Genomic DNA, 13,165 nt, shown 5'->3' on the forward strand with positions numbered 1-13,165 from the left:
TGTAATCAGTCTTGGGCGAGCGAAGGCAGCCATAGCGATATCTCGGGAAAGAGTATCAGCAACACTGTGGCTATCAGCAGGATGAATATGAAGGGCGGTGTGCCGCGAATGACATCAAAGTAGGGTCGGCGGAAGATCGCCATGGCGGTAAAGATGTCGCAGCCAAAGGGGGGCGTTGCCGAGCCGATGGCAGCCTGCAGGGTGACGATAACACCAACGTGCACCGGGTCCAGGCCGGCGGCTTCGACCGCTGGTTTGAACAGCGGTGTGAGGATGAGGATGACCACGATGGGGTCAACGAACATGCAGCCGATGAAAAACGACACGGCGATCAGGGCCAGTACTGCTGTTTGGTTATCGCCGATGCTGGCAATCACCGGGTCGAGGATGGCCTGCGGAATACCGGCAAAGGAGATCGCGTAGGTAAAGGCGTTGCCAGCGGCTACCAGGATGAACACCACGGCGGTGATCAGCCCGGTAGACAGTGCCACATCCCACAACTCGCGCAGCTTCACTGCGCGCAGGATGACAACCTCCAGAATCAGCGCGTAAAGCACCGCAATGGCGGCCGCTTCGGTCGGGCTGAACAGGCCACCGTAGATGCCGCCAACCACGACCAGCGGAAAGCCGAGCGGCAGCAGCGCCTTGCGCAGGGCCAGCAGGCGCGTAGCCCAATCGCTTTTGGGCTCCGGCGCGATGCCCATGCGAATGGAGGCAACCCAGCAATAGATAGAGAACAGCAGCAGAATCAGCAGGCCGGGGAGAATGCCGGCGATAAACAGATCGCCAATCGAAGAGCCGGAGATCACCCCGTAAATGATCATGCCGATGCTCGGCGGAATCAGCAGGGCAATGTCACTGGCGTTGATGATTAGGGCAATGCTGAATTTGTCCGAGTAGCCTTTCTCCAGCAGCTTTGGACGCATCGGCCCACCCATGGCAACCACCGTTGCCTGGGTAGAGCCGGATACCGCACCAAACAGCGTGCAGCTGGCGGCTGTGGTGATCGGCAGGCCGCCACGCAGGTGGCCGACAAAACTTTGTACCAGATCCAGCAGGCGGTTGGCCGTATGGCCGCGGGTCATCAGGTCGGCGGCGAAGATGAACAGCGGTACCGCCGCCAGTGCCCAGGATTGCACGCCGCTGATCATCTGGCCCATCAGCAGGCTGACGTTACCGAGATCAATGACGAGGAACAGCAGCATCAAGGCGGCCACCAATAGCGGCACCATCATTGGAAAGCCCAATGCCAGCAGCACGATCATGATAATGAAGGTCAGGGTAAGCATGGGTCCGTAGCCTTGGTCAGAGCGCGCCGTCGTCTGGAATGGCGTCGTATTCGTCCTTCTCGGAGAAGGAGCGGTAGGTCTCGCGTGAGGTCAGGTTGCGCACGGCGGTGAGCACAAACTGGATGCCGGCCAGCACAAAGCCGACGGGGGCCGCGAGGTAGGGAATCCACAGCGGAATCTGCAGGGCGGAGGAGGTGCGGCCACGGTCATGGATGCTGAGGACATAGTCGCCAGCGTGCCAGGCCAGATAGAACATCAGGGCGGCGGTGCCCAGGGCAATGAAGATGATCAGCGCCTTGCGCGGCGTGCCGCTGAGCTGGTCGGAGAAGGCGGACATGCTGATGTGGCGCGCGCGCCGCACAGCGAAGCCGAGCCCCGAGAAGGTCATGATGACCAGGCTTATCTGGGTGAGCTCAACCTGACCGGTGACACCGTTGCCGAACAGTTGCCTGCCCAGAACGTGCACGATCAGCAGTCCGGCCAGAAACAGCACGCTGCTGCCCAGAATGATTTTTTCTACCCACTCGGTAACGCGGTCTACCGCGCCCAGCAGACGTAGCAGCAAGGAGCCGCTCGTGTGGCTTGCCGACGGCTCGGCTGGCTGGGGCATGCAATGTGTCCTGTGTGGCTGTCGTCTCCGGGCTGACCGATCGGACCTCAATTACGCTGACTGGTTCTGCAAACGTCGTAATTTGGACGCTGCAGTCAGAGTGCGATCTGGTCCGTAGTTTCGGCGCCTTTTTTGACCTTAACTCATATAAAAGCCTTTTGCACGGCGTGGACATGCGGTTCTGCTGTGTTAAGGTTCGTGAGGAATCCAGAACAGTTGATAAGGAGTGTTCCATGAATTGGCGCAATGGATGTATTGGTGCAGCAGCAATCATGCTCGCAGCGTGCGGGTCCGAGGAGGAACCGACGGCATCGAATACCACCCCTGCAGCGGAGGAGCCGACCGCGGCTGCCGAAGTCGAAACCGAAACATGGGGTTTTGCCCTGGAAGAGATTGATGGCAGCGTGCAATACGAATACGGCGCCAAGTTCGCCGAGCTGATCAAGGAAAAGACGGACGGCGCGGTTGAGGTCAAACTGTACCCCTACGGCCAGTTGGGCGGCCTGACCGATATCTACGATCAGGTGCAGTCCGGTGCAGTGCAGTTTGCCTTCGGCTCCGGCTTTCTGGGCGGTACCGTCCCCGAGTCGCAGCTGTTCAGCCTGAACTTTGTGCTGACCGATGACGAGAAGACCAACACCGAGATCCTCAACGACCCGGCCTTCCGCAAGAACGAGGATCTGGTTGCCTCCTACCGGGATCGCGGCTTGCAGCCGCTCGCCATCGTGCCGGAAGGCTGGCAGGTCTGGAGTGCCAACAAGGCGGTCCGCACCCCTGAGGATTTTGATGGCATGGCGATCCGCACCATGGACAACCGCCTGCTGCGCGAAACCTACAGCGCCTACGGCGCCGACCCGACCACCATGGAATACGGCGAGCTGTTCAGCGGCATGCAGCTGGGTCAGCTGGACGGCAACATCCAGCCGGTATTTGCTCACCAGGAGATGGACTTCTATAAGGTTCAGGACTACCTGATCTTTGCCAATCAGGCGCAGTTTATTGCCACCTTTATGGCTAACAGCGAGTGGTATGACGGCCTGAGTCAGGAGCGCAAGGACGTTGTTGAAGAAGCGGTGGTTGAGCTGGTGCCGTGGATTCACGACGTGCAGACCCGCCTGAACACCGAGCGTCTGGATATCATCACCGAGAACAGCGACATCGAGCTGGTGTACCTCACCGCCGAAGAGCGTGAAGCCTTCCGCGAGCGCAGTCTGCCGGTGCGCGACGTGTTCGCCGAGATGGTGGGTGAGCGCGGTACTCGCCTGATGAACACCCTGATCGAGCAGGTTGAGCAGGCCGATGCCGCCAAGGTGGCCCCGGCTGAACAGGAGTCGAGCGAGGAGGCTGAAGAGGCCGACGCCGAGCCGCAAGCCGACGCCGCCTGATCCATCGCGTCACCACGTTGTAAGCAGCGGCCCGCCGGCCTACCGGCGGGCCGCTTTGCGTTGGGCTGTGCTGCTCGGTAGCATAGCGTCCTCTTTATCTTGTTCGGAACTCCGTCATGTCGACCCTAGATCGTGCTGCCGTTGAACAGGCTCTGGCTCAATACCAGGACCCCTACCTGAAAACCGACCTGCTGAGTTGTGGCTGCCTGCGCCGTTTGGAGATCAGCGGCGGGCAGGTTGAAGCGGAGCTGGTGCTTGGGTATGCGGCCGGTAGCCTGGTGGGCGGCATTGCGCAGATGCTGCAAATGGCGGTGGAGAATGTTGATGGCGTGACCTCGGCCAAGGTCAGCGTGCGCTGCGAGATCGAAGCGGGCGCGGTGCAGGGGCAGGTCGCGGCACTGGCCAACGTCAAGAACGTGATAGCTGTGGCCTCTGGCAAGGGTGGGGTGGGTAAGTCCACTACGGCTGCCAACCTGGCCCTGGCCCTGGCGCGAGAGGGCGCCACGGTCGGTGTGCTGGATGCCGACATTTATGGCCCCAGCATGGGCCTGATGCTGGGCCTGCCCGAAGGCACGCGACCGGAAACCCGCGAGGGCAAGTGGTTTGTGCCACCGCGCGCCCACGGCATTCAGGTCATGTCCATGGCCTTTCTGGTGGATGACAACACGCCGGTGGTCTGGCGTGGCCCGATGGTGTCCGGTGCGTTGATGCAATTGCTGACGCAGACCGCCTGGGATGATCTGGACTACCTGGTGGTAGACATGCCGCCGGGCACCGGCGACATTCAGCTCACGCTGGCCCAGAAGGTGCCGGTAACGGGCGCGGTGATCGTCACCACGCCGCAGGATCTGGCACTGCTGGATGCCAAGAAGGGCATCGGCATGTTCGAGAAGGTGAACATTCCGGTGCTGGGGGTGGTGGAGAATATGGCCATTCACATTTGCTCCAACTGCGGGCATGCCGAACACCTGTTCGGCGAGGGCGGCGGTGAGCGCCTGGCGGCGCAATACAATGTCGAGCTGCTCGGCTCCATGCCTCTGTCAATGATGATCCGAGAGCAGGCCGATGGCGGCAAGCCGACGGTGGTTGCCGAGCCGGAGTGCCAGATCAGCATGGTCTATCAGGATATGGCCCGTCACGCCGCTGCGCGGATTGTTGCCTTGAACGGTGGCGGTGACATGCCGCAGATCAGCATCAGCGACGACTGATGGCGGTCTTTTGTCATTGCCTATAACCCGGTAACATGCTGGCTCGTTTTCGTACACATCACTCAGGACCCGCCATGAGCATCAAATCCGACCGCTGGATCCGCACCATGTCCCAGGAACAGGGGATGATCGAACCCTTTGTCGAGCGCCAGATTCGCGGTGCCGAGGGCGAGCGTGTCATTTCCTACGGGGTGTCGAGCTATGGCTACGATGTGCGCTGCGCCGACGAGTTCAAGGTATTCACCAATATCCACTCGGCGATCGTTGACCCGAAAAACTTTGACGACAAGAGCTTTGTCGACATTCAAAGTGATGTTTGCATCATCCCGCCGAACTCCTTCGCGCTTGCCCGCACCGTCGAGTACTTCCGCATTCCGCGCAATGTGTTGACCATTTGCCTGGGCAAGAGCACCTACGCGCGTTGCGGCATCATCGTCAACGTCACGCCGCTGGAGCCGGAATGGGAAGGGCATGTGACCCTGGAGTTCTCCAACACCACCAACCTGCCGGCCAAGATCTACGCCAATGAGGGTGTGGCTCAGATGCTGTTCTTTGAATCCGACGAGTCTTGCGAAACTTCCTACCGTGATCGCGGTGGCAAGTATCAGGGCCAGCGCGGCGTTACTTTGCCGCGCGCCTGAGCAGCAAGAACGCATGTCGAAAAAACCGGCCTATGGCCGGTTTTTTGTGTCTTGTCCGGGCGGATAAAGCCAAAGGCGTGCCCGCGCACCTCAGCCTGGGTAGCCCTCGCAATCAGTGTGCTCAGTAAAGCGCTGCCCTGAAGCAGCTCCCGAACTGTTGCGAACAAGAAAAAAACCGCCGCTTTCGAGCTGCCGTGGAACAGCGCGAAAGGGGCGGTGCAATGCTGACGGAACAGCAACCCGGGCACAGCTCCTGATGGGGAGGTGCTAGCCCGGGCTGGGTATTACAGGGTTTTGGAGACCGACAGGGTGACGTTGGAGTCACAGGAATCCTGGCTGGTGTAAGGGCAGTCGTTGCCCAGGTCGGTGTCGCTGTACATCAGAGCTACGTCCAGACCCAGAACAGTTTTGCTCAGGGTGACGGCCCAGTCGCCGTATTCTTCGTCACCATCAACACCGTTCAGCGGATCTTTGGTGTCGGTCAGACCGTAGTGCAAGCCCAGACCCACGTCGTACGGCAGAGCAAAGTCATAACCTACGTAGGTGTACAGCGCGCTGAAAGGGTCGTAAGCGTACTTGGCGCCAACGGTGAAGCCATACAGGCTCAGGCTGGCCAGAGCTTCTTCAACATCGATGGAGCTGTTCCCCGGGTAGGTATAAGTAGTCCAGGACAGGTCGTAGCTGATGTCGTCGGTGATGCTTCCGCCGTAACCGGCGTAGTAGTCGATCTCGACGCTGGAGCCGCCAAAGTCGGTGGAGTCGACGTTGGATGCCCAGGCGCCAATGTACAGGCCGCTTTCGTGAGCGATATCCAGGCTGCCCTGGATGGCGCCGGCGCCGTCGGTTTGCGACTGGCCGCGCCAGATGTAGTCGGTTGCCAGGGTGGCAGTCATGCTGACGTCAAACTCGCCCATGGCGGTGTCAAAGGCTTCGGCGTGTGCCATGTTTGCAAAAGAGAGCGTGCTGGCGGTAGCAACGGCAACTGCGATTTTCTTCATCATCACGTAATACCCCGTAGGTTTTTGATTTAAGTGCGTTGGCATTGCTCACATAGCATTTAGCTTGCCAGTTTTTTATTTTTTATTTAAATCAATTACTTACGTTGTTTTTTCGTGAGTGGTGGTCGTTCAGGGGCAGGTGGTTACGTTGCTTGCGCACTTTTGTGGTGCGCAGTTTAAGGGCCAGTGGTGCATTTGGTGGCAGGCTGCCACTGTGGGGCCGAAATGGCTTAGTTCGGCAGGCTCACAAGGGCTACCAGCGACTTGCTGCGCTGATAGCGCTGCAGGCGCGAGCTGAGTGATTCAGGTAGCTGCGCAGTAGGTTCAAAGCCGCTGCGCTGGTAAAAGGAGGTAAGGGGCGGGGCGCAAAACAGCCATATGGGGCCGGCGACTTCACCGCGTACCTGTCTTAGCAGCTGGCTGCCTAAACCCTTGGTGCGAAGTGAAGGTGCCACAAGTAAGGCGGTCAGCCAGTGACCCGTTTCAACGGGTTGCAGGCACAGGCAGGCGCAGATGTCGGGGGTGCGCAGCACCCAAATCTGCTGTTGGCCATTAGCCTTCATGCTGCGATGGTGGCTGCGGTAGAAGCGGTTGGCCAGTGGCAGCAGCTCGCGGGGCAACTGCTGCAATGTCGGGAGCGTCGTGTCCGCTGATGCCGTCAACGGGGTGCTACTGGCGGTGGCGAGTGCGCTTGCCCATTACGGCAGACACCACAGACAGCGCCAGAAACAGCGGGCTAAGCAGTGCGCCCAACTGGTCGTAGGGGGCGCCAAAGCCACCCAGGGCAAAGACGGCGGCGGCAAGCGACATGACAATAAAGGCGATGGCCCAGTTGTACATGGGGGATCTCCTCGGTACGGCGGTAAAACGCTCAGTTAGCTGGTTATCGAAAGTTCCAGGTCGAGTGGCTTCCATTATATGAAAGTAAATCGCAGGTTTGGGCTCCAGAGGCATGATTTTTTCCTTTCCTTCTTGTCGCATTACAGCTGCAGTCGGTTGGCGGCTTGGAGTGTTGGGTTTCTCCAGCGCGCTTCGTTTACCGTCTGAGTCCGTCCTACATGCAGTTGACTCGCGTCTACGCTGACAACGCCTGGCGTATGCAGGGCGGTTGCTACCGCAACACGCTTGTCGCCGCGCTCGGGCACCACGCCACTTAGCCTTACAACACCCTCGTTGCTGTCCACACGGATGTCGATGCCGGACGTGTTACCATGCCAAGTCAACCGTGACTGCAGAGTGCTGACGATGCTGCTGTCGTCTGCAGATTGAACTATCGTGGCCTGGTGTGGCTCCATGCTTAGGGCCGGCTCGTGTGCCTGGGTGCTCATTGACAGTGAGCAGAGCAGGGCGGTGGACAGGCTAAGCAGTGCGATGGGTTTGGCGCTGCGCATGACGGTTTCTCCAGTCAATATCCGTATAAAGGTTGGCTTGTGGCTCGCCTTTTTCTGGTTTGTAGTAGTACTAGAGCAAGCGTCGTGCCAGGGTTTTTCCAGTTTTTAATTCAATAAAAATCAATAACTTATAAAGTTTTAGCAGATTGCCTTGCATGCAGTTTGCAAGATGCCTCCCGGTGGGCCATGCATTTTGCACGACTGCCTTGCGGTGGGATCAGCGCCCGGAGAAGACAACCCTTATGGATGCAACTCAAAGCAATGGACGGATCTTGCTGGTTGATGACGAGCCAGCAATTTTGCGTACCTTCCGTTACTGCCTCGAAGACGAGGGTTATCTGGTTGCAACCGCCAGTAATGGCATGCAGGCCGAGTCTGTTTTGCACAGTCAGGTGTTTGATCTGTGCTTTCTGGACCTGCGCCTGGGTGAGGAGAACGGCCTGGATGTGATGGCGCGCATGCGAACCATCGCGCCCTGGATGCGAGTGGTCATGGTGACGGCCCATTCGGCAGTGGATACCGCGGTCGACGCCATGCAGGCCGGCGCCGCCGATTATCTGGTGAAACCCTGCAGCCCCGACCAGTTGCGCATGTCCGCTGCCAAGCAGCTTGAAGCACGGCAGATGGCTGCGCGGCTGGAAACCCTGGAAGAAGAGGTGCGCCAGGCCCGCGTCAGCGGCGATTCTCAGAGCCCCGCGATGATGACGGTGCTGGAAACCGCACGCCAAGTAGCCGGCACCGACGCCAACATTCTTATTCTGGGTGAATCGGGTACGGGCAAGGGCGAGCTGGCCCGCCTGATTCACGGCTGGAGCCGCCGGGCCAAGAAGGAGTGCGTCACCATCAACTGTCCGTCACTCAATGCCGAGCTGATGGAAAGTGAGCTGTTCGGTCACACCAAGGGCGCCTTTACCGGTGCCAGCGAGAGCACCTTGGGGCGTGTCAGCCAAGCCGACGGCGGCACCCTGTTTCTGGACGAGATCGGTGACTTTCCGCTGACTCTGCAGCCCAAGTTGCTGCGCTTTATTCAAGACAAGGAATACGAGCGTGTCGGCGACCCGGTAACGCGCCACGCGGATGTGCGCATTCTGGCGGCGACCAACCTCGACCTGACCGAGATGGCCAAGGAAGGGCGCTTTCGCGAAGACCTGCTCTACCGCCTCAATGTAATTACCCTGACCCTGCCTCCGCTGCGCGAGCGTACCGACGATATCCTCACCCTGGCCGATCGCTTTCTGGCCGGTTTCGTCAAGGAGTATGCCCGGCCGGCGCGTGGGTTCAGCGAAGCCGCCCAGAACGCGCTGCTCAACCACGGCTGGCCCGGCAACATTCGTGAACTGCGTAACGTTATCGAGCGGGCCAGCATCATCTGCAATGAAGAACGGGTGGATGTGGCACACCTGGGCCTGGGCGCCGAACCGGAAGACAACGCCGCGCCCCGGGTGGGCGCAAGCCTGAGTCTGGATGAGCTGGAGAAGGCGCATATCGCAGCCGTGCTGGCCTCCAGCCCGACACTGGAGCAAGCGGCCCGTACCTTGGGGATTGACGCCTCTACCCTGTATCGCAAGCGTAAGCAGTTCGGCCTATGAAGCTGCGCAGTCAGCTGTTTTTCAGCAGCAGTGCGCTGCTGACAGTTGCCCTGGTCGGCTTGCTGGTAGGGATGGTTGGCGTACTCAGCCTGACGCAGTCACAGAGTCTGAGTGTCGCCAGCAACATCGGCATCCTCAAGGCAACCATGGGCATGCGACAGGAAATTGGTCGTCAGGTCACCATGCTGCTGGCCGAAGACTTTGATTCTGCCGCGCTCAAGGAGTCAGACCGGATATTCAAGGAGTGGCTGACAGAGGCCGGCGAGCAAGCCAGAACCGACGAAGACCGGCAGGCCATTGAAGAGATCAGGCGAGCGTATTCGGTCTATGACCAGGTGCTCAAGCGTCCGACCTCGCTGCGCCGTGACCTGCTTTCCGACAGCACACTCAGCCTCAACGTCGCGGCCATGCGTGACCGTATCAATGAGGTGCAGAGCCGTTACCTCGAATATGTCGAAGCCGCTGAAACCGCAGCCCACCAGCGTGCCTGGTTGATTGCCATACTGCTGGGCCTGATTGGCTTGGCCGTGCTGCTGCTGGGCCTGTTGACGGCTCACAGCATTGCCCAGCGCTTTGGTCGCCCGATCGAGAGCCTGGCCCAGGCTGCCGACCGTATTGGTCAGGGTGACTTCAACGTGATGTTGCCGCTCTCGCCAGTCAACGAGGTGGCGGCGCTCAGCCGCCGTTTTGGTGCCATGGCCGAGGCACTGCGTCAGTTCAAGAGTACTGACCTGGAGGCCCTGCAGTCAGAGCAGCGACGTTTGCAGGCGGTACTCGACAGCATCGACGATGGCTTGTTGATTCTTGATCAGCACGGTGAGGTGGACCACTTCAACCCGGTTGCCCGGCGCCAGCTCAACTGGGATGCGCGCGAGCTGGGCCAGTCGCTGGGCATGGCCATGGGCCGCCCGGAGCTGGATGAGCAGGTGCGTGAAGTGCTGGCCGGCAACGCCTTCAGCAGCGAGCAGGAAGACCTGGCTGTTCAGGTGTCGGGTGAGACGCGCTTGCTGGACTACAGCCTGACCCCGGTGGTGCGCAACGACAGCTGGGTGCAGGGTGCGGTGATGGTGCTGCGTGATGTTACCGATCAACGGGCCTTCGAGCGGGTACGGCGGGAGTTTGTGTTGCGTGCCTCCCACGAGCTGCGCACGCCGGTGACCGGCATGCACATGGCCTTTGCCCTGTTGCAGGAACGCCTTGAGTTCACGCCGGGCAGTCGCGAGCAGGATCTGTTCGACACCGTCGATGAAGAAATGCGCCGGCTGGTGGATTTAATCAACGACCTGCTCAACTTTTCGCGCTATCAAAATGGCCTGCAGAAGCTGGAACTGGAGCCTTGCGACCCGCGTGAGCTGGTACGGGCGGTGGTTTCACGTTTTGAGGCCCAGGCCCAGAAGCAGGGCATCAGCATGCACGAAGAGATTGATGAGGAGGTGGCGGTTGCACGGCTTGACCGCCTGCAGCTGGAGCGGGTGCTGGACAACCTGGTAGGCAACGCGTTGCGGCACAGCGATGTGGGCGGCAGCATTACGGTGTCGGTGCGGCGTAATGGTAAGCGGATTTTCTTTGCCGTCACCGATACCGGTGAGGGTATTCCCTACAGCCAGCAGATTCGTGTGTTTGAGCCCTTTGTTCAGGGGGGCGGCAAGAAGGGCGGGGCCGGCCTTGGCCTGGCGCTGTGCAAGGAGGTCGTGCAGTTGCACGGTGGCCACATTGGTGTGACCTCACGGCCCGGCGAGGGCGCCAGCTTCCATTTCGCTCTGCCGTTGTAGCGCTGGCAGGCGCTGATTGGTCAGCGCTTGCCCATCGAGCGACGGGTGCCGCGGGGCGGCATGTGCACACGCTTGGTGTGCGGGTCAAAGCCGGCTTTGCCTTGCTTGGGAGCGTTGGCTTTACCGGCCTGCTTGCCGGCTGCAGCAAAGAGGGCGCCGAGACCGGTTGCTGACGGCGTACCCGGTTGCTCGGTGTTCGCATCGTTCAGACGTTGCTCGTCTTGCTTGCTCATGGCGCTCTCTCCGGATGTGGGGTGGCGAGTATAGCGACTTGGCGGAATTGCCATAAGTCCTGATTTGCTCGCCCACTGAGGTGTAGGGCGGGGGCATCGCCTTGATTGAGTCCTTTTAATGCAGCGTCCGCATCGCCGCTAATGCGCGGCAGGCGCTGAGGGCGCTTACTGCGAGTTGGCGATTTTGGCACAATGTGCTCTTGCCGGGCGGTCTCTGGCTGGCAACCCGTCCTGCTGCTTGGCGCGACGGGCCACATGAGGCGGCATGCCCTATGAATAGCGCGCTGGATGATGTTTTGCCGCCGCCCACTTTGACCTTGAGCACGAGAGAGATGCAGCCCATCCGCTTTGCCGACACCGATACCTTGAGCCTGCGTCAGCTCGATGAACTCAATCACGCCCCCAAGGGCACGGCGTTTCGGGTGTTCCGTCGCTGCGAGGTGCAGCTGGAGGAGGGGAAGGATTTTTTCTACCTGGCGGCGGACCAGCACAAGGCGTTGATCGAGGCGCTGAAAGCCAGCGGGCAGATCTACGCCACCACGGTCAATCTGGTGCTGCTGAGCCAGTCAGGTTATCAGCGCATGACCGAACTCAACCGAGCAGACCAAGCCAGCCAGACCCCGCCAGCAACGCCCCCATCAGTTGATTGAAGCGGCGCAGCGCGCGGGCTGAATGTAGCCAGCTGCGTGCCTGGATGCCTAGCCACGCCCACAGCAGCATGCAGGGAATGGCCATCAGCAAAAACACCAGGGCCAGCAGCCAGGCCGGTGCGCCAGAACTGCTCATGAACACGCCGACCACTGCCAGCGCGACTGTCCAGGGTTTGGGGTTGATTACCTGTATCAGAGCGGCAGCGCCCGCGCCAAGCGGTTTGTCTGCTGTCGTATCCGTCGTCAGCTCAACCTCGGCGCTGGCGATTTTCCAGCCCAGCCAGCTCAGCCATAGTGCGCCAGCCCAACCCAGTAGCTTGGCGATCTACGGGCGGATCCTCGGTTGGCGCTTCGCCGTCATGCACCTCGCCCGGCTCGATCAGAATGACCTTGCCCGGCACGCTGTCATAGCGCTGCCGCCCGCAATGAAAACGCTGCACGCCCTGCTCGGTAAAGCCGACCAGATAGGCGTCGTGCCAATGCGGGTCGTAGGCGTGCCCTCAAAATGAGCGCGAATCGTCTCAATGCCGGTATCGGCATCCTGCTTGAGATCGAGCCAGTTGCTTCTGTTCATGCGCACGGCTCCGGGTGACGGGTGACAGTGCAGCATAACGCAGTGGTTGCGGGTGTCTGGAAGATTTGTGCAGGGCTGTCGGCGTAGCGGCCGACAGCCGTATGTGGATCAGCGCTGCCCGGTCTTCACCCACTTGGCGACGCTGGGCGGTGTGTAGTCGCGGACCTTGGCTAGCAGGGGCTCTGCTTCGTTGTCGACGATCAGCATGTCGCGGTAGGGCTGGCGCATGAAGCCTTCGTTTACGGCGTGGTTGAGAAACTCGATCAGCTTGTCGTAGTAGCCGGCCGCGTTGAACAGGGCGCAGGGCTTTTGGTGGTGACCAAGCTGGCCCCAGGTCCAGACCTCGAACAGCTCCTCAAAGGTGCCGACGCCGCCGGGCAGGGCGATAAAGCCGTCAGACAGGTCGGCCATCATGGCCTTGCGTTCGTGCATGGAGCCGACTTCGTGCAGGGTGGTCAGGCCTTCGTGGGCCAGTTCGCGCTCGACCAGGTGGCGCGGGATCACACCAATCACTTCGCCGCCAGCGGCCAGCGCCGCATCAGCGACTGCGCCCATCAGGCCGACTTGTGCCCCGCCGTACACCAGGCCAATGCCGGCTTTGGCCAACGCGGTGCCGAGCTGCTGGGCGGCGGCAAGATAGTCGGGTTGGTTGCCGGGGGCGGAACCACAGAAAACACACAGACGCATGGACTCTCCTGATGAGCTGGGGGAGGGGCAACGCTCGGTGGCAGAGCGCGGCGTGGGGCAGATGACTTTACCGAGGCGAGGCTGATTTTGCCAGATTGATCTGGCGCGCCGCCGGCCACAAAGGCTGTCTGCGGCATA

15 protein-coding genes and 1 pseudogene are annotated in these 13,165 nt (G+C 60.5%); 6 read left to right on the plus strand and 10 right to left on the minus strand.

Annotated features, from left to right (window positions below):
• Positions 1 to 5: 5 nt before the first annotated feature.
• Both BM116_RS15395 and BM116_RS15400 read right to left on the minus strand, forming a co-directional pair.
• Positions 6 to 1,289, minus strand: coding sequence for a TRAP transporter large permease (locus tag BM116_RS15395; protein ID WP_083727151.1), 1,284 nt, complete (start codon positions 1,287 to 1,289; stop codon positions 6 to 8).
• Positions 1,290 to 1,305: 16 nt separating this feature from the next.
• Positions 1,306 to 1,899: a TRAP transporter small permease gene (locus BM116_RS15400; protein WP_083727149.1), complete on the minus strand. Its 594-nt coding sequence runs from the start codon at positions 1,897 to 1,899 to the stop codon at positions 1,306 to 1,308.
• A gap of 233 nt (positions 1,900 to 2,132) precedes the next feature.
• On the opposite strand from BM116_RS15400, the gene dctP reads away from it, so the two are divergent.
• The 3 genes from dctP to dcd all read left to right on the plus strand — a co-directional run bounded on the left by dctP (position 2,133) and on the right by dcd (position 5,133).
• Entirely contained in the window at positions 2,133 to 3,284 is a 1,152-nt protein-coding gene (gene dctP, locus BM116_RS15405; RefSeq protein ID WP_211276277.1) for a TRAP transporter substrate-binding protein DctP, read from the plus strand.
• A 116-nt stretch (positions 3,285 to 3,400) separates the two neighbouring features.
• Positions 3,401 to 4,492: an iron-sulfur cluster carrier protein ApbC gene (gene apbC / locus BM116_RS15410; RefSeq protein WP_083727147.1), complete on the plus strand. Its 1,092-nt coding sequence runs from the start codon at positions 3,401 to 3,403 to the stop codon at positions 4,490 to 4,492.
• Positions 4,493 to 4,566: 74 nt separating this feature from the next.
• Positions 4,567 to 5,133, plus strand: coding sequence for a dCTP deaminase (gene dcd / locus BM116_RS15415; protein ID WP_083727145.1), 567 nt, complete (start codon positions 4,567 to 4,569; stop codon positions 5,131 to 5,133).
• A gap of 284 nt (positions 5,134 to 5,417) precedes the next feature.
• On the opposite strand, the gene BM116_RS15420 is transcribed toward dcd, so the two are convergent.
• The 4 genes from BM116_RS15420 to BM116_RS15430 form a co-directional block, all read right to left on the minus strand.
• Complete coding sequence (locus BM116_RS15420) at positions 5,418 to 6,134, minus strand: TorF family putative porin (RefSeq protein WP_083727141.1); 717 nt, start codon at positions 6,132 to 6,134, stop codon at positions 5,418 to 5,420.
• 227 nt (positions 6,135 to 6,361) lie between these two features.
• A complete protein-coding gene (locus BM116_RS15425; RefSeq protein WP_235846776.1) occupies positions 6,362 to 6,760 on the minus strand; it encodes a GNAT family N-acetyltransferase in 399 nt (132 codons plus the stop codon).
• Between the two features lie 40 nt (positions 6,761 to 6,800).
• Positions 6,801 to 6,971 carry a hypothetical protein gene (locus BM116_RS18900; RefSeq protein WP_169847272.1) on the minus strand — a complete coding sequence of 57 codons (171 nt, stop codon included), beginning with the start codon at positions 6,969 to 6,971 and terminating at the stop codon, positions 6,801 to 6,803.
• Between the two features lie 140 nt (positions 6,972 to 7,111).
• Positions 7,112 to 7,522, minus strand: coding sequence for a BON domain-containing protein (locus BM116_RS15430; protein WP_083727139.1), 411 nt, complete (start codon positions 7,520 to 7,522; stop codon positions 7,112 to 7,114).
• Positions 7,523 to 7,764: 242 nt separating this feature from the next.
• Between BM116_RS15430 and algB the strand changes: the two genes are divergently transcribed.
• Both algB and BM116_RS15440 read left to right on the plus strand, forming a co-directional pair.
• The gene (gene algB, locus BM116_RS15435; RefSeq protein ID WP_083727137.1) at positions 7,765 to 9,111 is read left to right on the plus strand and encodes a sigma-54-dependent response regulator transcription factor AlgB; all 1,347 of its coding nucleotides are present in this window, start codon (positions 7,765 to 7,767) and stop codon (positions 9,109 to 9,111) included.
• Entirely contained in the window at positions 9,108 to 10,883 is a 1,776-nt protein-coding gene (locus tag BM116_RS15440) for an ATP-binding protein (RefSeq protein ID WP_083727135.1), read from the plus strand. The genes algB and BM116_RS15440 overlap by 4 nt, the downstream gene beginning before the upstream one ends.
• A gap of 20 nt (positions 10,884 to 10,903) precedes the next feature.
• On the opposite strand, the gene BM116_RS15445 is transcribed toward BM116_RS15440, so the two are convergent.
• Positions 10,904 to 11,116 (minus strand): hypothetical protein, encoded by a 213-nt coding sequence (locus BM116_RS15445; protein ID WP_083727133.1) that lies wholly within the window; start codon positions 11,114 to 11,116, stop codon positions 10,904 to 10,906.
• Between the two features lie 332 nt (positions 11,117 to 11,448).
• Between BM116_RS15445 and BM116_RS15450 the strand changes: the two genes are divergently transcribed.
• A complete protein-coding gene (locus tag BM116_RS15450; RefSeq protein ID WP_083727131.1) occupies positions 11,449 to 11,766 on the plus strand; it encodes an ORF6N domain-containing protein in 318 nt (105 codons plus the stop codon).
• Here BM116_RS15450 and BM116_RS19340 read toward each other — a convergent pair.
• The 3 genes and pseudogenes from BM116_RS19340 to BM116_RS15460 all read right to left on the minus strand — a co-directional run bounded on the left by BM116_RS19340 (position 11,708) and on the right by BM116_RS15460 (position 13,027).
• Complete coding sequence (locus tag BM116_RS19340; protein WP_139056972.1) at positions 11,708 to 12,091, minus strand: LysE family translocator; 384 nt, start codon at positions 12,089 to 12,091, stop codon at positions 11,708 to 11,710. The two genes, BM116_RS15450 and BM116_RS19340, sit on opposite strands and share 59 nt — an antisense overlap.
• Before the next feature lie 10 nt (positions 12,092 to 12,101).
• A pseudogene (locus tag BM116_RS15455) lies at positions 12,102 to 12,340 on the minus strand (AraC family ligand binding domain-containing protein); the annotation flags it as partial.
• A gap of 108 nt (positions 12,341 to 12,448) precedes the next feature.
• On the minus strand, positions 12,449 to 13,027 hold the full coding sequence (locus tag BM116_RS15460) for an LOG family protein (protein ID WP_083727129.1): 579 nt from the start codon (positions 13,025 to 13,027) through the stop codon (positions 12,449 to 12,451).
• Positions 13,028 to 13,165 lie beyond the last annotated feature (138 nt).

Source organism: Halopseudomonas pachastrellae (assembly GCF_900114765.1).
Classification (GTDB): domain Bacteria; phylum Pseudomonadota; class Gammaproteobacteria; order Pseudomonadales; family Pseudomonadaceae; genus Halopseudomonas; species Halopseudomonas pachastrellae.

Excerpts from the sequence above, each read along its gene's own strand:
- BM116_RS15395 (WP_083727151.1), bottom strand. The coding sequence starts at position 1,289 with ATGCTTACCCTGACCTTCATTATCATGATCGTGCTGCTGGCATTGGGC.
- BM116_RS15400 (WP_083727149.1), bottom strand. The coding sequence starts at position 1,899 with ATGCCCCAGCCAGCCGAGCCGTCGGCAAGCCACACGAGCGGCTCCTTG.
- dctP (WP_211276277.1), top strand. The coding sequence starts at position 2,133 with ATGAATTGGCGCAATGGATGTATTGGTGCAGCAGCAATCATGCTCGCA.
- apbC (WP_083727147.1), top strand. The coding sequence starts at position 3,401 with ATGTCGACCCTAGATCGTGCTGCCGTTGAACAGGCTCTGGCTCAATAC.
- dcd (WP_083727145.1), top strand. The coding sequence starts at position 4,567 with ATGAGCATCAAATCCGACCGCTGGATCCGCACCATGTCCCAGGAACAG.
- BM116_RS15420 (WP_083727141.1), bottom strand. The coding sequence starts at position 6,134 with ATGATGAAGAAAATCGCAGTTGCCGTTGCTACCGCCAGCACGCTCTCT.
- BM116_RS18900 (WP_169847272.1), bottom strand. The coding sequence starts at position 6,971 with ATGTACAACTGGGCCATCGCCTTTATTGTCATGTCGCTTGCCGCCGCC.
- BM116_RS15430 (WP_083727139.1), bottom strand. The coding sequence starts at position 7,522 with ATGCGCAGCGCCAAACCCATCGCACTGCTTAGCCTGTCCACCGCCCTG.
- algB (WP_083727137.1), top strand. The coding sequence starts at position 7,765 with ATGGATGCAACTCAAAGCAATGGACGGATCTTGCTGGTTGATGACGAG.
- BM116_RS15440 (WP_083727135.1), top strand. The coding sequence starts at position 9,108 with ATGAAGCTGCGCAGTCAGCTGTTTTTCAGCAGCAGTGCGCTGCTGACA.
- BM116_RS15445 (WP_083727133.1), bottom strand. The coding sequence starts at position 11,116 with ATGAGCAAGCAAGACGAGCAACGTCTGAACGATGCGAACACCGAGCAA.
- BM116_RS15450 (WP_083727131.1), top strand. The coding sequence starts at position 11,449 with ATGCAGCCCATCCGCTTTGCCGACACCGATACCTTGAGCCTGCGTCAG.
- BM116_RS15460 (WP_083727129.1), bottom strand. The coding sequence starts at position 13,027 with ATGCGTCTGTGTGTTTTCTGTGGTTCCGCCCCCGGCAACCAACCCGAC.